The following is a 23,183-nucleotide window of genomic DNA, read 5'->3' on the forward strand; positions in this document are numbered from 1 at the left end:
CGCTGCCCTAGTCCATTTGGGCCAAGCCGGACCGGACCGGCTCAAGCCTGCCGGACCAGGCTGTACACCGAAGCCGGCGGCAGATTCAGCGGGACGAAACCGACCTTGCGCGCCCGCAGGCCGCAAGCCTCTAGCACGCCCGTGGATATCGGGCAGCGCACGCCATAGGTGAACAGGGCCATCGATCCCTCGGCAGGCAGCGCGTCGAACACGGCGGCCAGTAGTTGCCGATGATGCGCCTGGCTCATGTTGCGCAACGGCAAGCCGCAAATCGCGGCGCCGATTCCGTCCAGCTCCGGATGGCGCTTGCGGCAAAGATCCTGCGCCGCCACCTGCAGCACCGCGGCTTCTGGAAACTGCGTCCGCAAGCTGGAACTCATGGCCGAGTCCTGCTCGACCAGCACCAGGCTGGCGGGGTCCATCCCGCGGCGCAGCATTTCACGCGTGAAGACGCCCGTGCCGCAGCCCAGTTCCAGGACTTTGCCCGCGCTGGGCGGGATGCAGGCGGTAATGGCCGCGGCCAGCGCCGGTCCGGACGGCGCCACCGCGCCTATGGCGGCGGGATTGGACAACAGCGCCTTGACGAACTGCGTGCGCTCTTGCAGCCAGCCCATGGGTGAGCTGGCTGCAGGCTTGCGCGGAGCAACGGTCTTGTAAGGTTGCGTGGAATGCATGGGGCCTCAGTCTCCTGGATTGGAAATTCCGTACGACCCCGAAACCTTAACTGCGCCAGGCCGTGCGCGCCCGCAACCGTCGGTAAGCACCCTTGTCAATTCGGCCACGGGCGGCCTCGCCTGAATCAGCGCGGTACCGGACGCAGGCTCAAGGTATCGGCCTTCTCGCTATCCACCTTGGCGCGGCTGAACGCCATCGGGAAATACTCCCCGGTCGCCCAGTCCTTGAGCAGGTTCTGGTAGTACGGGCTGCGCGGATCGGCGGATTGCCCGGGCACGTTCTGCACGCGCGAGTTGTCCCAGTCGGCCACGTCTATCACCTGGCGATAGGACGAGCCGCTGATCTGGCGGAAGTCGCTGGCGCGGAAGGTGCCGCGATGCACCGTGTCGTTGTCACCGCCGACCGGATAGCGCGGCGTGCCGTAGGCGTTGGCGGTCGCCGGCGGCAGGAAGCTGGCCAGGCTGTGCTCGAACTGGATGTGGTGCAGCTTGCCCCACTGCCATTGCGAGGAGTCCGGGCCGAGCTTGGCGCGCAACTTCTGCATGCCGTCGTTCAACGCCTGGAGCAGCAGCGCGTCGCGGCCCTGCTGCGGCTGCGGACCGAAGGCGCTGTCCGGCGTGGCCAGCTTTTCCAGCGTCTTGGCCGTGGACAGGTTGCCGAAGGCCGCGCGGCCGTTGGCGGGCACGTACAGTTCAGTCACGCGCTTGACCACCTCGGGCAGCCAGAACTCATAGACCGTCGCGGCGCGCGACTCGGTGCCCACCCGGGCATCCCAGTCCTTCAGCAGGCTCAAGGCCTGCGACGTTCCGGAATCGGCCGAATTCAGCGATTTCGCGTAGCCCGTCAAGGTGCGCGCGGGGATCGACAGGTTGTCGTACTGCAGCGCTTGCGAGTCCTGGACCGTCTGGCCCTTGCTGTCGGCAAGCACCTCGCGTATGCGCTGCACGCGATACGGCTCCGCCCAGGTGCGCGCGGACATGTCCTTGTAGCGGTAGTCGGCCGGCAGGTTGTACTCGTTGGCGGTGGCGACGTAGCCTTCTGGCGGGTTGTAGGCGCGAGGCAGCGCATTGCCTGGCAGTACGCCGCGCCATTCGAAGTCGCCATTGCCCGGCACGGGCAGCATGCCGGACCAGTCGGCGCGCGGACGTATCGGCGCGATGCTGCCGCCGAACCAGCCGATATTGCCATCGACGTCGGCATAGACCATGTTTTCGCTGGGCGTGTAGTGCTTCTCCATGCCGGCGACAAACTCGTTCCAGTTCTGCGCCTGGTTCAGCCGCAGGCTGGCCAGATAGGCCGCGGTTCCCGGATATTCCAGGTAGGCCGCGCGCAAGGCATAGGCCTTGTGGCGCACCGGATCCACGTGGATGACCGGACCGTGGCGGGTGAATTTCAGTTGGCGCACCGCCGCGCCCTGCCCTCGCACCGGGATGGACTCGTCAACCTGCCGCATCTTCTCCCAGCGGCCTTGGTAGCGGTATTCGTCGGGCTTGGCCGGGTTGGTGTCGTAGACGTACAGGTCCTCCTCGTCGCCGAAGGCGAAGATGGTCAGCCCGAAGGCGATGCGGTCGTTGTGCCCCATGGACACGCCGGGCAGCGCTGGTTCGCCGGCGCCGATCACGTTCCAGCCGGGCGCGTTCAGGTGCACCATGTAGCGCAGCGACGGCATGGTGATGGAACGGTGCGGATCGCCCGCCAGGATGGGTTTGCCTGTGGCGGTGTGCTGCCCGCCTATGGTCCAGTTATTGCTTTCATAGCGGGTCGCCATGGGATCGAAGGCGGGATCCAGCGAGGCCTGCATGCTGGCCGACAGCTCGCGCGCGAGCTTGTCGCGGTCGGCGGCCGCGAGCGGGCTGCGCGGGAAGTCGGCGGCGACGAACTTCTGGCCGTTGCGCGCCAGGTTGTAGTCGGCCAGAACCGTGTTGTCGATCTGGCGCACGTCCAGGCCGGCAGGCACCTGCAGGGCCAGCGGCGGCTCGAAGGTGCTGAGCCCTTGCACGGCGTTCAGGCCCAGCGCGGCGACCCGTTGCGCCATCCTGACCTCTTCGCTGAGATTGCGCGTCAAGCCATAGATGCGGATGAGCGAAGTCTCGGGGCTCCAGTAGCCGGGTTCGGTGCCGGTCAGCTTGAACTCGGGCGGCATCTGCTCGGGATTCGCCTTGACCCAATCGACATAGGCGTTGATGCCCGCGGCGAAGGACGTGAGGATGGCCTTGCCCTGCGGATGGTAGCTGGCGAATTCGGCCTGCATGTCGCCGCGGTACAGGAACAGCCGCGCCGCGCGGTCCTGCTCGACGAAGCGCGGGCCGAACTGTTCGGCCATCTTGCCCTCGCCCTGGCGGCGCCAGAGGTCAAGCTGCCACAGGCGGTCGCGCGCCGCGCTGAAGCCCTGCGCGAAGAACAGGTCATCCTGGTTCTGCGCGTAGATGTGCGACACCCCATGCCGGTCGCGCACGATCTCCACGGGCTGGGACAGCCCCTTCATGTCTACGGTTTCTTTCTTGCCTCCGGGCGATGCGCAGCCTGCCAGCACTGCAATCAGCCCGCTCGCCAGCCATGCGGCGGCCCTGCGATTGAACGTACGCATTGACTCCTCCTCGGATTTATCTGTCTTCTATCTGCCTGCCGGCTTCGAGGGGCCATGCCGCCCGAAGCGACCGCTAGCAATATGTACAACCAAATCACAGGTTCCGGGAACGCTGTTTCATTTGATCAGCTTAGTCAGAATATGTAACCAGTGACGGGCTGCGCCGCGGTTCAGGTAGACGTAAACGCAGGGGCAGAGAATGGACCGCATAAGAACTTGCAGGAGACATCATCATGTCTCGGAGACTATTGTTCGCCCTGCCCGTCCTGGCGCTGGCCCTGTACGGCGCCGCCCCGGCAGCGGCGCCGGCGCCCGATGTCCTGCTGGGCGCATCCGTTCAACTGACCGGACCTGTCGCCAATACCGGCCGCTACTACCGCGATGCCTACCAGATGGCGGTGGACCAGATCAACGCCGCAGGCGGCGTAAAGATTGGCGACGCCACCCACAAGCTGGCCCTGAAGATCTACGACAACCAGTCGGACGTGAACCTGAGCGTGCGGCAGTACACGCAGCTCGTGACGCAGGACAAGGCCAACCTGCTGCTGGGCCCCTTCGCCAGCAATTTCGCGCTGGCCGATTCCGCGGTCTCGGAAAAGTACAAAGTGCCCATGGTCCAGGGCGGCGGCGCGTCGGACCAGATCTTCTCGCGCAAATTCAAGTACATCTTCGGCACCTTGGCGCCGGCCAGCAATTACTTCGGCAGTACCGTGGAAATGCTGAAGGCGCTCAAGCCCGCGCCCGCCAGCGTGGCCTTGCTGTACGCGGATGACGCTTTCGATGTCTCGGTAGCGCAGGGCACCCGCCCGCTGCTGAAGGCAGCCGGACTGCCCGTGGCGATGGACGAGCGCTACAGCACCAACGCCACCGACTTCAACTCGCTGCTGTCCCAGATCAAGAGCAAGAACGTGGATGCCGTGCTGGTGGCGGGACACGAGACCGAGATCCTGAACTTCGTGCGCCAGGCCAAGAGCCTGGCCGTCGCGCCCAAGATGTATTCCTTCACCGTGGGCGTGCCGTCGGAGGATTTCCGCAAGGCGCTGGGGCGCGACGCGGACTATGCCTTTGGCATGACGGCCTGGCTGCCTTCGGCCGCGCTGAAGGACCGCTGGTTCGGCGACGCCGAGCAGTTCGCCCGCGCCTACAAGGCCAAGTTCGGCTATGACCCGGACTATCACGCAGCGTCCGGCGTGGCCGACGTCGAAGCCCTGGTCTATGCCATGGAAAGCGCCGGCAGCGCCAAGCCGCAGCAAGTGCGCGACGCGCTGGCCAAGATCAAGTTCGACAGCCTGTACGGCCCCGTCGCCTTCAATGCCCAAGGGCAGATCGACCTGCCCCAGGTGGTGATCCAGGTGCAGGGCGACCAATTGGCCGAGATCTACGGTGCGAAGGGCTTCATCACGCAGCCCAAGTACCCGATGCCGGCCTGGAACGCGCGCTAGGCCCGCGGCTTCCGGGAAGACGCGATGGACCTGCTCGCGCAAATCCTCGTCAACGGCATCCTGCTGGGCGGGCTGTATGCCGTGATGGCGCAAGGCCTGGCGCTGGTCTGGGGGGTGCTGAACATCGTCAACCTGGCACACGGCGCCTTCATCATGCTGGGCGCCTACGCCTCCTGGTATCTGTACAACGATGCCGGCATCGACCCGTTCCTGGGATTGCCGCTAACCGCCGCCGCCATGTTCGCGCTGGGCTATGCGCTGCAGCGCGGCCTGCTGAACCTGGTGGTGCGCGCGCCCATGTTCAATACGTTGCTCATCACCTTCGGCCTGGAGGTCGTGCTGACCTATCTGGCGCAACTGGCGTTCTCGGCCGACTTCCGCACCATCAACCCGCCCTACGCCGGCGACAGCTACGCCGTCGGCCCCGTGACGCTGCCGCTGGCGCGGTTGGCCGCGTTTGGCGTGGCGTCGGCGCTCACGCTAGGCATGTGGCTGTTCCTGTTGCACAGCCGCCTGGGACGCGCCATCCGCGCCACCGCCCAGAATCTGATCGCGGCCCGGCTCTATGGCGTCGAGCCGCGCCATCTCTACGCCGTCACGTTCGGGCTGGGCCTGGCGCTGGCGGGCGCGGCCGGCGGGCTCTACGGCACGGTCTCGCAGATCAATCCGTACATCGGCGCCACGCTCACCGCCAAGTGCTTTGCCATTTCCATCATCGGCGGGCTCGACAATCCGCTGGGCGTGATGGTGGGCGGACTGTTCCTGGGCATTGTCGAATCCCTCACCACGCTGTACGTGGGGCCGACCTACGCCGACGTGGCCAGCTTCGGCATCCTGGTGCTGGTGCTGCTGGTCAAGCCCAGCGGCCTCCTGGGCAGAGCGGCATGACGGCGCCGCGCGTGCTGCTGGCATTGCTGGCGCTGGCCGCGCTGGCCGGCGTGCCCTGGTATGGCTCGGACGTGCTGGTGCAGTTCGGCATCAACACCCTGCTGCTGGCGGTGCTGGCCCAGGGCTGGAACATCATCGGCGGATACGCCGGCTACGCATCCTTCGGCAACTCGGTCTTCTACGGCCTGGGCAGCTATGGCGTGGCCATCGCCATGGCGCAATGGGAACTGCCCTTCGCGGCGGGGCTGGCGCTGGGCGTCGCGCTGGCCGTGGTCTTCGCGGTGGTGCTGGGCCTGCCGGTGCTGCGGCTGCGCGGCCACTACTTCGCCATCGCCACCCTGGCGCTGGCGCAAGTCATGACGGCCATCGTCTCCAACATCGGACTCGCCGGGCAGAACATCGGCCTGGTGCTGCCGCCCCTGAACAACGATCCGCTGTTCTACGAACTGGCCCTGGGGCTGCTGGTGCTGGCCACGCTTACCATCGCCTGGCTGACGCGCAGCCGCTTCGGCTTCGGCCTGATCGCGATCCGCGAGAACGAGGAAGGCGCGGCCGTCATGGGCGTGAACACCACGCTGTACAAGGTGACGGCGTTCGCGATCTCGGGGGTGTTCAGCGCCTTGGCCGGCGGCATCCACGCCTACTGGATCACTTTCCTGGATCCGGAAAGCGCCTTCGATATCAGCCTCAACGTGAAGATGATCATCATGGCGGTATTCGGCGGCGCCGGCACCGTGTTAGGCCCGGTGGTGGGCGCGTTCTCGCTGTCGGCCATCTCGGAACTGCTGTCCAGCGAGATCACCAGCGCCGCAGGCCTGTTCTTCGGCGCTGTGATCGTCGCGGCGGTGGTGCTGATGCCGCGCGGCCTGGCCGACCTGCTGCGCCGTTTCCGCAAGTCGGGCTGGCGCTATTTCGTCGAAAACATACGGGCGCACCGGCTATGAGCGCGATCCTGGACCTGCGCAATATGACCCGGCGCTTTGCCGGGCTGGTGGCCGTGAACCAGGTCAGCTTCACGCTGGCCGAGGGCGAAATCCTTGGCCTGATCGGCCCCAATGGCGCGGGCAAGACCACGCTGGTCAGCCTGATCAGCGGCACGCTGGCGCCCAGCGCAGGCGAGATCCTCTATCAGGACCGGCCGATAGGCGGATTGCCCGCCTACCGCCGCGCCCGCCTGGGGATAGGCCGTACCTTCCAGATCATGCGGCCCTTCCCCGGCCTGTCGGTGCTGGACAATGTGGCGGTCGGCGCCCTGTTCGGCCACGGCGGCGGCCAGCCCAAGCTGGCGGTGGCGCGCGAGCAGGCGCGCGCCTGCCTGGACTTCGTCGGGCTGGGCCGCGCCGCGGGACAACGCGCCGACGAGCTGGGCGGCCCGGGCCGCAAGCGGCTGGAACTGGCCAAGGCCCTGGCCATGCAGCCCAAGGTGCTGCTGTGCGACGAGGTCATGGCCGGGCTCAACCTGGTCGAGATCGACGAAGTCATCGAGGTCATCCGCAAGGTCCGCGCCAGCGGCATCAGCGTGCTGGTGATCGAACACGTCATCAAGGCCATCAAGAGCCTGTCGGACCGGCTGCTGGTGCTGCATCACGGTGAAAAGATCGCCGACGGCGCGCCCGACGAGGTGCTGGCCGATCCCGCAGTGGTACAGGCCTATCTGGGCAAGAGGCGCGCATGAGCGACGCCGCCGCCCCCTTGCTGAAAGTGGAAGGACTGAGCGCCGGTTATGGCGAACTGCCGGTGCTGCGCGACATCGCGCTCGAAGTCCGCCGCGCCGAGATCGTGGCCCTGGTGGGCAGCAACGGCGCCGGCAAGACCACCATGCTGCGGGCGCTGTCGCGGGTGCTGCCCTGCACCGGCAGCATCGTGATGGACGGCCGGCAACTGTCCCGCTCCACGCCGGACGAGGCCTTTGCCTGCGGCATGGTGCAAGTGCCCGAAGGACGCCAGCTGTTCGACCGCATGACGGTGCAGGACAACCTGCTCATGGGCGCCTACCGCCGCAGCGGCAAGGCAGATGTCGCGCGCGACCTGGACCGCGTCTACGCCTACTTTCCGCGGCTGTCGGAACGGCGCCGCCAGCTTGCCGGCAGCATGTCTGGCGGCGAACAGCAGATGTGCGCCATGGCGCGCGCATTGATGGCCGCGCCGGCGCTCATGATGATCGATGAAATGAGCCTGGGCCTGGCGCCGGTGGTGGTCGAACAACTGATGGGCGTGCTGGGCGACATCCGCCAGGAAGGCGTCACGGTGCTGCTGGTGGAACAGGACATCCACCTGGCGCTGACGGCCGCAGACCGCGGCTATGTGATGGAGACCGGCCGCATCGCGCTTTCGGGACCGGCGCAATCGCTGCTGTCCGATCCCAAGGTGCGGCAGGCCTATCTGGGAATCTGACTGCGCCCGCCGCGCCTCTTGCGCCGGCTTGCTTTCGAGCCTAAATTGATCGATGTCGCCCGCCGTCTGGCCTCTGCAAGCGCGCGGCGCGAATGGCGTCATTGGGTTGTTTTTCTATCTTTTGTTCCACCAAGGAGCGATGCGATGAAAGTGAAACACCTGTTAGGTCCGGCAGCGCTGGCGCTGTCATTGCTGGCCGCCGCGCCGGTGGTGGCCGCGCCTTCCGATCCCGCGCCCATCATCACCGGGAAACAATGGACGGAGTCCGACGCAAACCTGAAAAAGGCCTATCTGCTGGGCATGGCCAACCTCATCCAAGTGGAGCAAGCCTATCAGCAACGCCGCGCGCCAGCGGCCAACCAGACGCTGATCCCCCGCTTCGCCAAGGGCTTGCAGAGCCACACGCTGGACTCCGTGCGCGAAAGCCTGGATAGCTGGTATGCGGCCAATCCGAGCAGGATGGACCGGCCCGTGGTCGAAACGCTCTGGTTCGAAATCGTCGCGCCCGCGGCGCCAGCCGCGCCGGCCACTCCCGCCACTCCCGCCAAGCGCGCCCGCTAGGAGTCAGCCATGAAAGTCATCCGATCGATTGCCATAGGCCTCATGATGGGGTCGCTGGTTGCCTGCACCAACATGAGTTCCAAGCAGCAAGGCACGCTGTCGGGCGCGGCCATAGGCGCCGCCGCCGGCGCGGGCATCGCCGCCATCGCAGGCGGCAGCGGCTGGACCGGAGCCGCCATCGGCGCCGCCGCCGGCGGCATAGCCGGCAACATCTACGGCGACAAGCACTAAGCCTCCAGCGCCCTGCGTCTGGACCAGTCCCGGGCCTGCGCCCGGGACTGCCGCTACAGGTTGCCGGTGGACTTGCCGATCCGCCAGTACACGCCCCCTCCCGTCATGCCGCCGTCGACCGGCAGGTCCGCGCCGGTAATGAACGAAGCCTCCGGTCCCAACAGGAACATCACCGCCGCCGCGATCTCGTCGGCGTCCGCGCCGCGCGACAGCGGCGTCGCATCGCGGTTGCCTTCATAGAACAGGCGCGCCCGTGCGGCATCATGCACGGCGTTGGGCTGCATGATCATCGGCGTTTCCACCAGGCCCGGGCATACGGTGTTGACGCGTATGCCGCGCCCCGCCAGTTCCAGCGATGCCGCCCGCGTCAGGCCGCGCAAGGCCCACTTGCTGGCGGTGTAGGCCGCGCTGAAATAGCCCGTGAGCCCGGCCGTCGACGAGGTATTGACGATGGCGGCGCCCTCCGGCATTAGCCGGGCGAGGTTGCGGATCGCGAGGAAAGGCCCGTCCAGGTTGATGTCCAGGAGACGCCGCCATTCCGCGTGCGTGGTCTCGGTCACGGTCTTGCGCAGGGTCACCCCCGCGTTGTTGACCAGGCCATAGAGCGGCACGCCCGACTCCGCGATCTCGTCGGCCAGCGCCAGCCAATCGGATTCGCTGGCCACGTCCGCCACGCGGATACGCAGCCGCCCGGCATCGGCGCCGGCCGCCGCGCGCAAGTCCGTCCAGTTCGCATCGCCATCAGGCAGGACGTCCAGCGCGTAGACGGTCGCGCCCGCCTGCAGCAGGCGCAGCGCCTCGGCAGCGCCCTGCCCCCGCGCCGCGCCCGTGACGACCGCAGCCTTGCCGGCCCAATACGATTCCATGCCGTTCCCGGTCCTCATGTCTTGGAGACTCCGCCATCAACCATCAGCACGTGGCCCGTGACATAGGCGGAAGCCTGCGAGGCCAGGTAGAGCGCCGCATCGGCGATCTCCGACGGTTGGCCGACGCGCTGCACGGGCAGGCGTTCGACGTATGCGGCATAGGTGGCGGCGTCGCCGTGCATCCAGCTGCTCATCGGCGTTTCGATGAATCCGGGCGCAATGGCGTTGACGCGCAGCCCCTTGGGGCTCCATTCCAGCGCCAGGCATTGGGTCAGGTGGGCCACGCCGGCCTTGGCGGCGGCATAGTCGGCGCAGTTCGGGCGCGGCTTGACGCCGGCATAGCTGGACAGGTTGATGATGGCGCCACTGCCTTGCGCGATCATGTGCCGCGCGGCCGCCTGGGCGCCGAAGAACGTACCCTTGAGATTGATGTCCATGGTGCGCTGCCATGCGGCCTCGTCCAGGTCCAGGGCGGGCATGCGGGCCATGAAGCCGGCATTATTGATCCACACGTCCAGCGCGCCATATTGCGCGGCCACCGCGTCGGCCAGCTCGCGCACCGCCTGCGCCTGGGTCACGTCCAGCTCGCGGCAATCCGCGTCCACGCCGGACAGCGCTTCCAGGTTCAGGTCGGTGGCGACCACGGTCGCTCCCTGCTGGCGGAACGCCGCCGCCATGGCGCGCCCGATCCCGCCGCCGGCGCCCGTGACGACCGCGATTTTTCCTGCCAGATCCGGATAGTTCATATTGCTCATGTGATGATGGATGTATGAAAGTTCAGTTGAATGCCGCGCGCTTGGCGGGCTTGTTGCCGGCGGTCGCGCCCGCCTCCTCGCCCGGCAGGCGAATGTCGTTCAGGTCCATGCCCGCCGTTTCCTTGATGAGGAAGGCGCCCGCGAAAGCCATCAGCCCCAGCGCCCCCACGTAGGCCGTATAGACCCAGTCCAGTCCCTGGGCGCCCAGCCAGGCATTGATGTAGGGCGCCGTGCCGCCGAAGATCGCGACCGACAGCGATGAGATGAAACCCACGCCCATGGCGCGCGCCCTGGTCGGCACCTGCTCGGCCACCACCGCCGGGAAGATCGCCGCCAGCAGCGCCCAGACCAGCAGGCCGATCAGTTGCCCCACGAACAGGGTCCAGGGCTGGTCGGTCACGATGTGCGATACCGGGAACACCGCCAGCGCCACACCCAGGCCGAAGGCCATCACCATGGGCTTGCGGCCGTAGCGGTCGGCCAGCCAGCCGCACACCGGCAGCCACAGCAGGCACACCAGCTGCGCGATCAGGCTGGCCGTGTAGGCCCCGGCAGGATCCATGCCCTTGGTGGCGATGGCAGTGGCCGGCGCGAACGTGACCCAGGTGTAGTAGGTAGCGTTGGACGCGGCGGCGATCATCACGATGTTGCGCGCGATCTTCAGGGCCTGGCGGGCCGATACCTTTTGCGCGCCGCCCTGCTCCGTCCTGTGTTCGAACACCTCGCTCTCGCTGGCGCTGCGGCGCAGGAACAGCGCATAGACGCCCAGCAGCGCGCCCACGCCGAAGCCCACGCGCCAGCCCCAGGCTTCCATCGCCGGCTTGCCCAGCCAGGAAGTCAGCAACGCCGCCAGCGCGGTGGCCGCCATGACGCCGATGGTGACGCTGACGAACACCGAGCTGGACCACAAGCCACGCTTGGCGGGCGGCGCGATTTCCGCTACGTAGGTATAGGCGACGCCGGACTCGCCTCCATGCGCCAGCCCCTGCATCAGGCGGCAGATGAACAGCAGCACCGAAGCCATCACGCCTGCCTGCTCATAGGTGGGCAGCAGCGCAATCGCCAGGCTGGTCAACGCCAGCAGGCACATGGTCAGGACCAGCGTGAACTTGCGGCCGTAGCGGTCGCCGATGCGGCCGAACAGCCAGCCGCCGATCGGCCGCGCCAGGAAGCCACCGGCGAACACGGCGAGCGTGGCCAGCAGCGCCGAACCGCGGTCGGACGGATCGAACAGGTTCATCGCCAGGTAGGCCGAGAACGTGCCGTACAAAGTCCAGTCGAACCACTCCAGGGCATTGCCCACGGCCGCCGCGCGCAACGAAGCGTGGCGGCGTTGGCGGTCCTGTGTCTCCATCATTATTGTCGTCGTCATTTTTTTATCCGTGCTTGTCTCAAGCGAGATGCTGCGCGAACCAGTTGGCCGCGGCGCTGCTGGTGCGTTCGAAGTGTTCCGTGTAGACCGAGTAGTGGCCGCCAGGCAGCAGCAGCAACTCCTTGGGCTGGTGCGCCGCGTTGAACGCGTCCTGCTGCAGATCGGCCGGCGTCAGGCCGTCGCCGGTGGCGACGATCATCAGGAGCGGCGTGGGCGCGATGCGGCGCACGTACATGCCGGGCTCATAGGCGCGGGCCAGCTCCAGCGAACGCAGCGTGACTTCGTTGACCCATGCCGGGCAGCGGCGCGCTTCGCCGGTCATGTAGTTGTAGGAATCCGGACCTGGATAGGCGACCGCCGCGTCGGGGTCGGCGTCGACCATGCGCAGCGTGGCCGGCGGCTGGCCCACGTCGCGAGCCTCGCGGTCGGCTTCGAACGCGGCCTGCAGCGCCTGCGCCTTGTCGTAGCGCACGCGCCGTTGCGCGGCCGAAAAGCCGCTGGTGGTGGGGACCTGGCTGACCACGCATTTGACGCGCCGGTCGATCGCCGCAACCGTCAAGGCGTGGCCGCCGCTATAGCTGCTGCCCCAGATGCCGATGCGTTCGCGGTCCACTTCCGGGCGCCGGCGCAGATAGGAAATGGCGGACCGGAAGTCCTGGATCTGCCGTTGCGGATCGATCTCCTGGCGCGGCATGCCCTCGCTGCGGCCGAGATGGCGGAAGTCGAAGGTCAGCGCGGCCAGGCCCTGGGCCACCACCGCCGCCGCGTACTCCTCCAGGTCTCCGCCCGCCACCATGGACCAGCCGTGCGCGAGCGCGACCGCGGCCACCGGGCCGGCGGCGTCCCGCGGCAGGTAGAAGGTGCCGCGGACCAGATCCCCCTCCACCATGAATTCAATCGGCTCTGCCGATCCTTTTGGATCTGACCTGTTTGGCATAGATGAACTCATGCCTGTCTCCTTATCGCTCATCAATGAGCTAAGCTTGTGTGAACAGGTCGAATTCTGCCCATCGGGCCACGCTCGAACAAGCGCTATTATTCATACAATCAATCGTCTATTCCGATTGATAAAGCAGCCACCAATCTCCCCGCCGAGGTGCCCCGCAGCCATGGATCTACGCCAATTCGATTGTTTTCTGGCCGTCGCGGACAAGCTGCATTTCGGCCGCGCGGCGGAAGCGTTGCACATGAGCCAGTCTTCCGTGTCGGAGGCGGTCAAGGCCCTGGAGAAAACGCTGGGCGCCCCCTTGTTCGAGCGCAGCAGCCGCCGGGTCGCGCTGACGCCGCTGGGCGAAACCCTGCAACTGGGCGCGGGGCCGGCCGTCATCATGCTGAAAGCCGCGCTGGACGACTGCAAGCGCCAGGCCGCGGGCAAGCCGCGCCATCTGCGCATCGGCTTCCTGGGCGGCGGCTTCTACGAGCTATACCGGCCCCTGGTCTCGGAATTCAAGGCGGCGCATCCCAACGTGGAACTGGAGTTCGTGGAACTGACCTACGTCACCCACTATGCGGCGGTGGCGGACGGCTCGGTCGATGTGGCGTTCTGCCGTTTGCCGCTGGGCGCGGACGGCCTGTGCCACGGGCCCATCGTGTTGCGGGACCAACGCATGCTGTGCGTCCCGCTGGACCACCCGTTTGCCGCCGCGACCCTGCTGGACCCCGAACTGCTGGCCGAGGAACGCCTGGTGCGCATGGTGCCGGGATCGGTCAACCAGGAATGGCAGGACTACCACTTTCCCCGCCATACCCCCAAGGGCAAGCCCATCGGCGACGGCCCCGTGGTGCGCACGATCCGCGAAGGCATCGCCGCCGTGAACACGCGCGAGGGCCTGCTGATGCTGACCAAGCGCGCCGCCAGCTATTACGCGACGCCCGAGATCGCTTTCGTGGAGATAGATCTGCCCGCCATGCCCTCGGCCCTGGTGCGGCGGGTGGACGACCACCGGCCCATACTCCAGGAACTGGAAGCCTTGCTGCTGCGCATTGCCGAGCGGCATGGCGTGGCGGCCTGATCCGGGCCTCAAGGCCCGGACGGCCGCAAGGTTGCATAGCGGATCAGCGTTGCGAATCCAGCGCTTCGTTGTTCTTCACCACTTCCTGCGCCTTCGCATAGCTTTCGATCAGCAGCTGGTAGGCCGGGAACACCTTGGTGTAGACCTCGGCCCACTGCATGGCGTCTTCGCGGTTCCAGGTCTTCTGCAGCTCGGAAGCGACGGCGGCCGTGTCCATCGGCACCACGCCCGCCTGCACCACGCGCGCCAGCGTGATTTCCTGGGCCATCTTGGTGTAGGTGCCCGAGGCGTCGATCACCGCAAATACCTTGTAGCCGTCGGCGACCGCGCTGATGGCCGGGAACGCCATGCACACGCTGGTGATGGTCCCGGCGATGATGAGCGTCTTGCGGCCGGTGGCCTTCACGGCGGCGACGAACTCGGGATTGTCCCAGGCATTGATCTCGCCCTTGCGCGCTATGTACTGCGCATGCGGCGCGTTGGCGTGGATTTCGGGAATCAGCGGGCCGTTCGGACCTTGCGGCACGGAAGCGGTGGTGATGACGGGCATCTTGGTCAGCGTCGCCATAGAAGCCAGCGCGCCGGCGCGAGCGCGCAGCTCGGGCATGGGCATGTCGCCCACGGTCTGGAACAAACCGCTTTGGTGGTCGATCAGCAGCATGACGGCGTCGGCGGGATCGATGACGGGACGCTGGCCGTTGAAGTTGGCGGGTGCAGACATGGTGTACTCCTTGATTGAAAATCGATGGCGGTGTGCCGAATCAGAAGCCTTATGGCTGCACAAATAATAAAAATAGAACAAAATTGGCGAAAGACCCTTTTTTTGTTATCAGAGTCCTATTTTTGGATGTAAAGGAACGCGATGCAGGATCTCAACGATCTTTTCTATTTTGTGCAGACCGTCGAGCACCAGGGCTTCGCGCCGGCCGGACGCGCATTGGGCATGCCCAAGTCCCGCCTCAGCCGCAGGCTGGCCCTGTTGGAAGAACGCCTGGGCGTGCGGCTGATCCAGCGTTCGACCCGGCACTTCATGGTCACAGATATCGGCCAGACCTATTACGAACGCTGCAAGGCCATGCTGGCCGAAGCCGAGGCCGCGCAGGAAGTGATAGACGCGGCCCAGGTCGAACCGCGCGGCGTCATCAAGCTGACCTGCCCGATCGCCTTGCTGCATACCCATGTGGGCGGGATGCTGGCGGATTTCATGCTGAAGTACCCGCGCGTGGTGATACAGCTGGAGGCCACCAACCGCCGGGTCGACGTGCTGGGCGAGGCCGTCGACGTGGCGATACGCGTGCGGCCGCCTCCCTTGGAGGACAGCGACCTGGTCATGCGCGTACTGGCGGATCGCGGGCAGAGCCTGGTCGCGAGCCCCGCGCTGGCCGCCGAATGCGGCCAGCCGGCAACGCCGGACGACCTGGGCGCCTGGCCCAGCCTGGCGCTGGGCGCGCCCAACCAGGCCTATCGCCTGGAGCTGTACAAGCAGGACGGCCAGCAGGCCACGGTCTCGCTCGCCCCCAGGATGATCACCACCGACATGATCGCCTTGCGCAACGCGGCGATGGCCGGCGTCGGCGTGGTGCAACTGCCCACGTTGATGGTGCGGGAACAGCTGCAGGCGGGACAGCTGGTCCGGCTACTGCCGGACTGGGCGCCGCGCCGCGAACTGATACACGCCGTGTTCCCCTCGCGGCGCGGCCTGCTGTCGTCGGTCCGGGCGCTGGTGGATTATCTGGCGGAGCGCTTCGGGCGGCTGCAGGAGGACTAGCCGGTGTTGCGGATGAAGTACTCCGGCATTTCCGGTCCCCACATGTAGAGCGCATCCTCTGGCGGATAGTCTCCGGCCGGCCAGTCGTATCCGGCCGGTACGTAGTCGATGTGGGCCGAGTACTCCCAGAACGATCCCCAGGGGTCGCGCACGTAGTAGAAGTAGTTCGAACCCAGCGTGTGGCGCGCCACGCCCCAGCCCTCCGGATAGCCCGCGGCCCGCATCTGCTCGGAACCGCTGCCGACCTCTTCGATGCCCGGCACGTCCCACGCGCTATGGTGCCACCCGGGCGCGCGGTCCTGCACGAAGGCCAGCAGATGATGGTCCGAGCCGTGCCGTCCGTGCATGAAGGCGACGATATCGCGCGAGCGGTCCGACAGGTACAGGCCCAAAGCCTGGGCGTAGAACGCCAGGCTGCGCTCCAGATCCGTGGTGAAGAGCAGGACGTGGGACAGCCGCGTCGGACTGACCGCGGCCCTGACGGACCGGCCCAGCGCCCCGCGCTGGCCGGGCGCGATCTGCACGCACGCATTGCGGCTCTTGGTATGCGGGGTGGTCTTGGGCCCGGCCTTGATCTGCAGCAGATTGCCGTCGGGGTCCAGGCACCAGAAGCCCTCGTCGGCAGCGGCGGCGCCCGGAGCCGCCGCCGCTGGCCGCGCGCCCTGGGCGTAGGCCTGCGCCTTGATAGCCTCGAACTCATCGCCATGACAGTTCAGGCTCAGATACGCCAGACGCTTGGGACCTTCGCCCGCGATGCGCGCCCAGCAATGCTGGTCGCCCGCGCAGCGCAATTCCAACCCGCCCGCAGCCGGCCGGACGTCCAGGCCGAACGCCGTCAGGAATTTCTCGGCTTCCGCCAGGTCGGGCACGATCAAGGCGAAATGATCGATGGAATGCACGCCGTAGCGCGCGGCGTTGGCTTTGTTGAAGGACATGGCTCAGTCTCCCTAGGAACGGTGTCCGCTCAGGACAAAGCGGCTTCGGCCACGGCGCGTGCGCCCAGGCCGGCGCGGGCCTGACGGCCCAGTATGCCTTGCAAGGCGTCCAGCAATTCCGCCGCCGCCTGATGCTCATCCGGCGCGGCCAGCTTGCGCCAGGCGACATGGCGATCCGGGCGCACCAGCAGGCAGCCGGACTCCGACACCTCGCGCAACCGCGCCCAGTCGCCGTAGATGTCCAGCACCTCGCAACCCGCCCCGATGCTGTACACGGCGATGTCGATGCCCAATGCAGAGGCGGCTTGCGCTGCGGCTGTGCGCCAGACCGGATCCGTACGTCCGACCAGCAGGGCGAAGCGCCCATGTCCAGCCAGATCCAGCGTGGAAATACGGCGCTGCCCTTGTTCCAACCAGGCATGCGGCAAGGACGCGCCCGGGAAGGTCGTAGCTTGGTGATAGAGCTCACTGTCGCGTTCGGACGGGCGGCGCGCGCTGCCATCGGGCACGATGGCTGAAGACGCATACATCTGGCCGAGTTCGACGCCATGGCAGTTGAACTGGTAGTTCTGCAGTGCCACGGCCGCGTCCAGCTGCGCCCGGCGCTCGCGGCCGCGGTCGCTATCGCTGAAAAGCTCGTCCAGATTGGCCCAGCCGTCCTGCGCCGATTGACCCGGCGTGAAACCGATGGCATCGGCGATGGCCTTCATGTCGTTCACGGACTTCATGGCCCGGTCCACCACGCCACGCGCGACAGGCTGACGCTCATGGCTGTAGGTGTCGAGCAGGCCCGCACCGGCCTGCCCCTTCAGGACCAGGGCCAGCTTCCAGGCCAGGTTGAAGCCATCCTGGATCGAGGTGTTGGTGCCCAGGCCGTTGGCCGGCGGGTGGCGGTGCGCGGCATCGCCCGCCAGGAACACCCTGCCCTTGCCCATTTCGCGCGCGGCGATATGGTTGATCTGCCATTTATTGGCCGACTTCACCTTCACGGGAATGTCCGGCACTCCGATCACCGCGCGCGCGCGCGCCACGATGGCGTCCTCGCTCAGGTCCGGCTCGCCCTTGGACTTGTCGTACATGGACAGCATGATCCATTCGTTCCAGGGCCGCACGCAGACAAAGGTGCCGCTGCCGAACCAATAGCTGTTGCCCGGCTCGGCCATCCAGTAGAGGACGCCGGGGCGGTGCTGCACATAGGGCGTCAGGTCCACTTCCAGCCAGCAGCTGATGGCCGCGCCCAGGCCCATTTCTCCATCGAATTCGAAGCCCAGCTGTTTCGCCACCAGGCTATTGCCGCCGTCGGCGCCCACGGCGTACTGGGCGCGGACGCGGATTTCCTCGCCGCTGATCGTGTCCACCATCTCGGCGACCACGCCGTCCGCATCCTGGCTGATGGTCTTGAGTTCGGTGTTGAACAGGAATTGCGCGCCGTGCTCGCGCGCCGCCGTCAGGATGATGGGCTCCAGCAGGTGCTGCGGGATATTGCACATGGCGCAGGGGCTGGCCTTGTCATAATCGCCGCGGCGCTGGTCCCCGCCGCCCCAGGTTTGCAGGCGCGCCAGCTCCTTGCCCGCAAAGCTGGTGGCCCAGACGTTGTTCAGCATCAGCGCGTTGGGCGTGGCCTGCGCCCGCACCCGGTCCTCGATGCCCAGGTCGCGCATCACTTCGATGGTGCGCTGGTTGGTGATGTGCGCGCGCGGCGAGTTGGCGGTGCCCGGGTAACGCGTGATGGCCAGGGTCTGGATGCCGTACTTGGCCAGCAGGGCCGTCGCCGCCAGGCCGGCAGGCCCGGCCCCGACCACGAGGACGGGGATCTCGATTTCCTTCATGTCTCTCTCCATATTCCTGCCAGGGCCGGTACGGCCGGCCTCTGGCGGTATCCAATGCTGTTCTTGCCCGGCGGCAGGCGCTAGCGCTCCAAGGCAATGGGGTTGCGCAACGTGCCCACGCCTTCGATCGACACTTCGCAGACGTCGCCGTCCTGCATCAGCAGGCGCGGCTCGCGCGCCCAGCCCACGCCCGACGGCGTGCCGGCCACGATGACGTCGCCCGCTTCCAGCGTGAACGCTTCGCTCAGCAGCGAAATCAGGGTGGCCACGTCGAAAATCATGTCGCGCGTGTTGGCCGACTGCACCACCTTGCCGTTCAGCCTGGTTTCCAGCGCCAGGCCTGCGCCGCCCGGCGGCAATTCGTCCGCGGTGACCAGCGCCGGACCGAATCCGCCGGTGCCGTCGAAGTTCTTGCCCACCGTCCATTGGGGCGACTTGAACTGGTACTCGCGCACCGAACCGTCGTTGAAGACCGAGTAGCCCGCCACGTGCTTGAGCGCATCCTCCTTGCTGATGTAGCGCCCGCCCCCTGACAGCACCACGGCCAGCTCGCCTTCGTAATCCAGGGAATCGGAGGACTTGGGGCGGATCATGGGCTGCTCATGCGCGATCAGGCTGCTATTGAAGCGGTTGAACACCGTGGGGTACGCGGGCTGCTCGAATTTGCTTTCGGCGGTGTGATCCGAATAGTTCAGGCCGATGCAGATGATCTTTCCAGGATTGGCCAGTGGCGGCAGGTACTGGATGTCCTTCAGGGCGAAACGTTTGCCGGAAGCCGCCCCCTGGCGGGCAAATGCGGAGAGGTCCGCCTTTTGCCGCAACAGGTCCAGCAGTTCGTGCTGTCCTAGGCTGACCACCTGGTCGCCTTCCTGGATGCCGAGATGCTGCTCGTTGCCGTGGGAAAAGCGTATGAATTTCATGATGAGCTAATCGTCCTTGATGAGCGATGAAGCGCCGCGCCCGCATCCGCGGGCCGGGCGCCGGGATCAGGCGGGATGGACGCTGCGGCATGCCGGTCCAACCTGCGGATCAGTATAGGCATTTTTATCTACAAATCAATAAAAATATATATTTATTGGTTTGTCGATTTTGCGCCCGGCGCGTAAAATTCGGGTGCCCAACCCGGATCTGTTCTTTCCATGCCTCAGCCGCTCGCCGCCGACCACGCCCCTGGCCATGCCACGCAGCAACCCACGCAGGCGTCGGTGCTCACCACCGCCATCCAGGAAGACATCATTGCCGGCCGGCTGCTGCCAGGCTCCAAGCTCAAGCTGAAGGAACTGGCGCTGCGCTACGGCACGGGCGTGAACCCGCTGCGCGAGGCGCTTTCGCGCCTGGCCACCACCGGCTTCGTCAATGCCGAGGACCAGCGCGGCTTCAGCGTCAGCCGCACGTCCCGGGAAGAACTGCTGGATATCACCCAAACCCGCCAGCGCATCGAATCCGACGCCTTGCGCGCGTCCATCGCCAATGGCGACATTGAATGGGAAGGCCGGGTGCTGGCGGCCCTGCACCGGCTGAACCGCCAAACGATGATGCTGGCGGATCCCGCCGGCCTGAATCCCGCGTGGGAACTCGCGCACGATGCCTTCCACGAAGCCCTGCTGTCGGCCTGCCCCTCGCGCTGGAGCATGCGGTTTTCCTTGATCCTGCGCCAGCAGACCGCGCGTTACCGCAACCTGTCGGTCATGGGGCCGGCGGAGGCCGACGCCCGCGACGTGCAGGCCGAACACGAAGCCATCGCCAAGGCCGCCCTCGCCAAGAACGCCGACCTTGCTTGCGCCCTGCTGTCCGAGCATCTGCGCGTCACCACCGCCCTGGTGCTGGAACACGCTGATCGCCTGGCGAACTCGCGCTAGCACGCTAGGGCGCTAGGGCGCTAGGGCTTTTGCGGCTGCCAGTCCGCGGCGCTCAACGCCATCCGGAACCCGACGTTGGAGGCGCTGCTGTAGGGATCCTGCCCCTGCCGCGCGCTGACCCGGTAGCCTTCGCAATAATCTTCGCTGCACAGGAACGAACCGCCGCGGATGACGCGCTTGGGCGCCTCGGGCCTGACCATGGCGGGGTCGTAGGGAGCGGCGGGTCCGGCGGGATTGCCCACCCGCCGCTCCTGCGATTGCAGGCGGAATGCATCCGGGCGATACCAGTCGGCCACCCACTGCCAGGCATTGCCCGCCATGTCGCGGACGCCGTAGCCATTGGCCGGATAGCTGCCGGCCGGTTCGGTGCCCGGCATGACTTTGGGCGACTGCAGCGGAAACGCCAGGCTCGCGTCCCAGGTGCGCGCCATCAGCCTGCCGTCGGGCCGCAAGTTCGCCCCCCAGGCGAAGTCCGCCTGTTCCAGGCCGCCGCGGGCCGCATATTCCCATTCGGCCTCGGTCGGCAGGCGCTTGCCTGCCCAGGCCGCGTACGCCTGGGCGTCCTCGTACGACACCTGCACGACGGGATGCTCGTCCTTGCCGGCGATGTCCGAGCCCGGCCCCTGCGGATGACGCCAACTGGCGCCCGGCGCGAAACGCCACCAGCGCGCATAGTCGTTCAGGTCCACGGGCTTGCTGCTGCCCACGAACACCAGCGCGCCTGGCGCCAGTCCTGCGGGACGCGGCGTACCCGCCGGCAGATGCACGCGGATCGTCTCCCAGTCAGGCGCCCGCTCCGCCGTGGTCAGGTAGCCGGTCGCGGCCACGAACCTGGCGAAGTCCCGGTTCGTCACGTGGTCGCGATCGATCCAGAATCCGGCCAGGCGCACCGGGTGGGCCGGCCGCTCATTGGCCTGCGAGCGCGGGCTGTCGCTGCCCATCAGGAAATCGCCGGCCGGAATCCACACCATGCCGGCGGGCCCATGGCGGCCATCGCCCAGTTGCCCTGCCTGCGGCGCCGCGGCCGGCAGCAGATACGCCCCCGCCGCGGCAAACCCGGACAGCAGCGCCGCCGCGACCCATGCGCGTTTCATCGAAAACATGGCCGGCTAGTGTTGATCGACGATCTGGCGCGGCATGCCCTTGCGCCAGTCGAAGTAGTTGAAGAGCTGGTCCGCCAGGTATTGCGCATCCCATTGGATGACGCGATTGGCCTTGCTCCAGGCTTCGTACTTGGCCGCCATTTCCCTGACAAGTTCCGGGTGCCTGGCTGCCAGGTCTTCGGTTTCGCCGCGGTCCGCATCGGTATCGTAGAGTTGCCAGCCGGCGCTGCCGAAGGGCTCGGGCAGCCAGCTCAGCTTCCACTTTCCCATCCGGTACTCCTTGTTCCCGAACAGCTCGGCGCCCCGCTCGAAGTCCGGCCCGCGCGCCGACGCCGCGCTGCCGTCCAGCACCTTCAGGAACGACTCGCCCTTCAGCGGCTCCAGCGGCACGCCCTGGCGCGTTTCGCCGCGCGCGGCGCCCATCATGGCCGTCACCGTCGGGTAGATGTCCTCCACGCCCAGGTAGCCGTCATTCATCGCGCCGGGCTTGGCCACCATGGGCGCTTTGACGATCAGCGGCGAAATCGTGCCGCCTTCGGTCATGACCAGCTTGAAAAGCTTGAAGGGCGCGGAACTGGCATAAGCCCAGCCCGGACCCACGCCGGCGAACGATCCGGGCGCGCCCATGTTCTTGAACGAGGTATCGAACTCCTTGGCGATCCAGCTGCCGTCGGCATTGCCTGGATAGAAATCCATGTATGCGGCTGAAGGCCCGTTGTCCGAGAAAAAGAAGATCACCGTGTTCTCATACTGGCCGCTGCGCTTGAGCTGGTCGATGACGCGCCCGACATTGCTGTCCAGGTTGTCCACCATGCCGGCGTAGATCTCCATGACGCGTTCCTGCCGGGCGCGCTCCTCTGGCACCAGGTCCTTCCAGGGTGTGAACAGCGGCGCCGGCGCGGACATGCGCGTGCCGGCGGGAATGACGCCCAGGCGCTGCATGTTCTCGAACAGCCGCTTGCGGTGCGCGTCGTAGCCCTCCGCGAACTTGCCCCGGTACTTGGCGATGTCGGCCTCCGGCGCATGCAAGGGGTCGTGCACGGCCTGGAACGCCAGATAGCCGAAGAACGGTTTGCCTGCCTGCTGGGCGGCCTTGATGTAGTCGACGAAACGGTCGGTATAGAGATTGGACGAGAACTCGCCCGTGTCGCGCGCCACCGTCTTGTCGTCCTCGACAAAGCGGGTGCGCGGCTGCACCGCCAACAAACCCTTGTTGTCCCAGTGGCTGCCTCCTGGGTTGATCAGGGCGAAGGACCGCTCGAATCCGCGCGCCCCCGGCAACTGCTCCGGCTTGCCGCCCAGGTGCCACTTGCCCGCCATGAAGGTCGCGTAGCCGCGCTCCTTGAGCACTTCGGCCAGCGTGTTGACCCGGTCGTTGAGCGAACCGATGTAATTGCCGGGATGCTTGTCCATCTCGGGGATGTGGTACTCGCCCATGGCGCCCATGCCTGCCAAGTGGTTGTCCACCCCGGTAAGCAACTGCGCGCGGGTCGGCGAGCAGGTCGGGTTGACGTGGAAATTGGTGAAGCGCATGCCTTCCTGCGCCAGCTGCTTGAGCGCAGGAGTCTGGATCACGTCCTGGCCGAAAGGCTGGATGTCGTTGTAGCCCAGGTCGTCGGCCAGGATGATGAGCACATTCGGAGGCGGCGGGCTGGCAGCCGGTACTGACGTTGCGCATGCCAGGCCAACCGCCAGGACGATCGCGGAAAAGCTTTTCACTCTTGGTCTCCAGAAACGCGGCCGGCGGCCGCTCGGGGCCGTCTTCGCGGCCTCGGCGGCAATTCTACCAATTTATATATTTTTTCTACAATAAAGATATTTATAGTTTTGTAGATTTGTGTGCAGCATGGGTTCTGCCCCGAGTCATCGGCACAGATTTGCACCGCCAGATGGCATGTCATCCCAC

General features: G+C 66.6%; 22 protein-coding genes. 10 read left to right on the forward strand and 12 right to left on the reverse strand.

Translation table 11 applies throughout. The features are described from left to right. Positions 1 to 41: 41 nt before the first annotated feature. A complete protein-coding gene (locus tag WBB14_RS05050; RefSeq protein ID WP_424238842.1) occupies positions 42 to 674 on the reverse strand; it encodes a class I SAM-dependent methyltransferase in 633 nt (210 codons plus the stop codon). Between the two features lie 125 nt (positions 675 to 799). Further along, positions 800 to 3,262 (reverse strand): penicillin acylase family protein, encoded by a 2,463-nt coding sequence (locus WBB14_RS05055; protein ID WP_424238843.1) that lies wholly within the window; start codon positions 3,260 to 3,262, stop codon positions 800 to 802. A gap of 233 nt (positions 3,263 to 3,495) precedes the next feature. On the opposite strand from WBB14_RS05055, the gene WBB14_RS05060 reads away from it, so the two are divergent. From WBB14_RS05060 to WBB14_RS05090, 7 genes are all read left to right on the forward strand, one after another. Continuing rightward, on the forward strand, positions 3,496 to 4,704 hold the full coding sequence (locus tag WBB14_RS05060; RefSeq protein ID WP_424238844.1) for an amino acid ABC transporter substrate-binding protein: 1,209 nt from the start codon (positions 3,496 to 3,498) through the stop codon (positions 4,702 to 4,704). Between the two features lie 24 nt (positions 4,705 to 4,728). Then, positions 4,729 to 5,592: a branched-chain amino acid ABC transporter permease gene (locus WBB14_RS05065; RefSeq protein WP_424238845.1), complete on the forward strand. Its 864-nt coding sequence runs from the start codon at positions 4,729 to 4,731 to the stop codon at positions 5,590 to 5,592. Continuing rightward, positions 5,589 to 6,536 (forward strand): branched-chain amino acid ABC transporter permease, encoded by a 948-nt coding sequence (locus WBB14_RS05070; protein WP_424238846.1) that lies wholly within the window; start codon positions 5,589 to 5,591, stop codon positions 6,534 to 6,536. The genes WBB14_RS05065 and WBB14_RS05070 overlap by 4 nt, the downstream gene beginning before the upstream one ends. Beyond that, positions 6,533 to 7,267 (forward strand): ABC transporter ATP-binding protein, encoded by a 735-nt coding sequence (locus WBB14_RS05075; RefSeq protein WP_424238847.1) that lies wholly within the window; start codon positions 6,533 to 6,535, stop codon positions 7,265 to 7,267. Before WBB14_RS05070 ends, WBB14_RS05075 begins: the two co-directional genes overlap by 4 nt. Continuing rightward, positions 7,264 to 7,986: an ABC transporter ATP-binding protein gene (locus WBB14_RS05080; RefSeq protein WP_424238848.1), complete on the forward strand. Its 723-nt coding sequence runs from the start codon at positions 7,264 to 7,266 to the stop codon at positions 7,984 to 7,986. Before WBB14_RS05075 ends, WBB14_RS05080 begins: the two co-directional genes overlap by 4 nt. A 144-nt stretch (positions 7,987 to 8,130) precedes the next feature. Then, on the forward strand, positions 8,131 to 8,547 hold the full coding sequence (locus WBB14_RS05085) for a hypothetical protein (RefSeq protein WP_424238849.1): 417 nt from the start codon (positions 8,131 to 8,133) through the stop codon (positions 8,545 to 8,547). Between the two features lie 9 nt (positions 8,548 to 8,556). Beyond that, positions 8,557 to 8,778 (forward strand): YMGG-like glycine zipper-containing protein, encoded by a 222-nt coding sequence (locus tag WBB14_RS05090; protein WP_013393765.1) that lies wholly within the window; start codon positions 8,557 to 8,559, stop codon positions 8,776 to 8,778. 53 nt (positions 8,779 to 8,831) lie between these two features. On the opposite strand, the gene WBB14_RS05095 is transcribed toward WBB14_RS05090, so the two are convergent. The 4 genes from WBB14_RS05095 to WBB14_RS05110 are packed head-to-tail and all read right to left on the reverse strand — an operon-like array spanning position 8,832 to position 12,660. Then, entirely contained in the window at positions 8,832 to 9,644 is an 813-nt protein-coding gene (locus WBB14_RS05095) for an SDR family NAD(P)-dependent oxidoreductase (RefSeq protein WP_424238850.1), read from the reverse strand. A gap of 14 nt (positions 9,645 to 9,658) precedes the next feature. Beyond that, complete coding sequence (locus tag WBB14_RS05100; protein WP_424238851.1) at positions 9,659 to 10,399, reverse strand: SDR family NAD(P)-dependent oxidoreductase; 741 nt, start codon at positions 10,397 to 10,399, stop codon at positions 9,659 to 9,661. A gap of 22 nt (positions 10,400 to 10,421) precedes the next feature. After that, on the reverse strand, positions 10,422 to 11,753 hold the full coding sequence (locus WBB14_RS05105; RefSeq protein WP_424238882.1) for an MFS transporter: 1,332 nt from the start codon (positions 11,751 to 11,753) through the stop codon (positions 10,422 to 10,424). A gap of 37 nt (positions 11,754 to 11,790) precedes the next feature. Further along, on the reverse strand, positions 11,791 to 12,660 hold the full coding sequence (locus WBB14_RS05110; RefSeq protein WP_424238852.1) for an alpha/beta hydrolase: 870 nt from the start codon (positions 12,658 to 12,660) through the stop codon (positions 11,791 to 11,793). A 220-nt stretch (positions 12,661 to 12,880) separates the two neighbouring features. Here WBB14_RS05110 and WBB14_RS05115 point away from each other — a divergent pair, with 220 nt between their 5' ends. Beyond that, positions 12,881 to 13,783, forward strand: a complete 903-nt coding sequence (locus WBB14_RS05115) for a LysR family transcriptional regulator (RefSeq protein ID WP_424238853.1) — start codon at positions 12,881 to 12,883, stop codon at positions 13,781 to 13,783. Positions 13,784 to 13,826: 43 nt separating this feature from the next. Here the strand turns inward: WBB14_RS05115 and WBB14_RS05120 are convergent, their stop codons facing one another. Further along, on the reverse strand, positions 13,827 to 14,504 hold the full coding sequence (locus WBB14_RS05120) for a hydrolase (RefSeq protein ID WP_207464763.1): 678 nt from the start codon (positions 14,502 to 14,504) through the stop codon (positions 13,827 to 13,829). Positions 14,505 to 14,645: 141 nt separating this feature from the next. On the opposite strand from WBB14_RS05120, the gene WBB14_RS05125 reads away from it, so the two are divergent. After that, the gene (locus WBB14_RS05125) at positions 14,646 to 15,551 is read left to right on the forward strand and encodes a LysR family transcriptional regulator (RefSeq protein ID WP_424238854.1); all 906 of its coding nucleotides are present in this window, start codon (positions 14,646 to 14,648) and stop codon (positions 15,549 to 15,551) included. Here the strand turns inward: WBB14_RS05125 and WBB14_RS05130 are convergent. The 3 genes from WBB14_RS05130 to WBB14_RS05140 all read right to left on the reverse strand — a co-directional run bounded on the left by WBB14_RS05130 (position 15,548) and on the right by WBB14_RS05140 (position 19,235). After that, the gene (locus tag WBB14_RS05130) at positions 15,548 to 16,486 is read right to left on the reverse strand and encodes a VOC family protein (RefSeq protein ID WP_424238855.1); all 939 of its coding nucleotides are present in this window, start codon (positions 16,484 to 16,486) and stop codon (positions 15,548 to 15,550) included. The genes WBB14_RS05125 and WBB14_RS05130 overlap by 4 nt on opposite strands. A 29-nt stretch (positions 16,487 to 16,515) precedes the next feature. Beyond that, the gene (locus WBB14_RS05135) at positions 16,516 to 18,315 is read right to left on the reverse strand and encodes an FAD-dependent monooxygenase (RefSeq protein ID WP_424238856.1); all 1,800 of its coding nucleotides are present in this window, start codon (positions 18,313 to 18,315) and stop codon (positions 16,516 to 16,518) included. 80 nt (positions 18,316 to 18,395) lie between these two features. Beyond that, entirely contained in the window at positions 18,396 to 19,235 is an 840-nt protein-coding gene (locus tag WBB14_RS05140) for a fumarylacetoacetate hydrolase family protein (RefSeq protein ID WP_424238857.1), read from the reverse strand. A 219-nt stretch (positions 19,236 to 19,454) separates the two neighbouring features. Here WBB14_RS05140 and WBB14_RS05145 point away from each other — a divergent pair, with 219 nt between their 5' ends. Next, positions 19,455 to 20,174, forward strand: a complete 720-nt coding sequence (locus WBB14_RS05145; protein WP_424238858.1) for a GntR family transcriptional regulator — start codon at positions 19,455 to 19,457, stop codon at positions 20,172 to 20,174. 20 nt (positions 20,175 to 20,194) lie between these two features. Here the strand turns inward: WBB14_RS05145 and WBB14_RS05150 are convergent, their stop codons facing one another. Both WBB14_RS05150 and WBB14_RS05155 read right to left on the reverse strand, forming a co-directional pair. After that, the gene (locus WBB14_RS05150; RefSeq protein ID WP_424238859.1) at positions 20,195 to 21,277 is read right to left on the reverse strand and encodes a formylglycine-generating enzyme family protein; all 1,083 of its coding nucleotides are present in this window, start codon (positions 21,275 to 21,277) and stop codon (positions 20,195 to 20,197) included. A 6-nt stretch (positions 21,278 to 21,283) separates the two neighbouring features. Continuing rightward, positions 21,284 to 22,996, reverse strand: a complete 1,713-nt coding sequence (locus tag WBB14_RS05155; RefSeq protein WP_424238860.1) for an arylsulfatase — start codon at positions 22,994 to 22,996, stop codon at positions 21,284 to 21,286. Between the last annotated feature and the right edge of the window lie 187 nt (positions 22,997 to 23,183).

Origin of the sequence: Achromobacter sp., assembly GCF_049647645.1 — a bacterium.
In the GTDB taxonomy this organism is placed as follows: Bacteria; Pseudomonadota; Gammaproteobacteria; order Burkholderiales; family Burkholderiaceae_B; genus Achromobacter.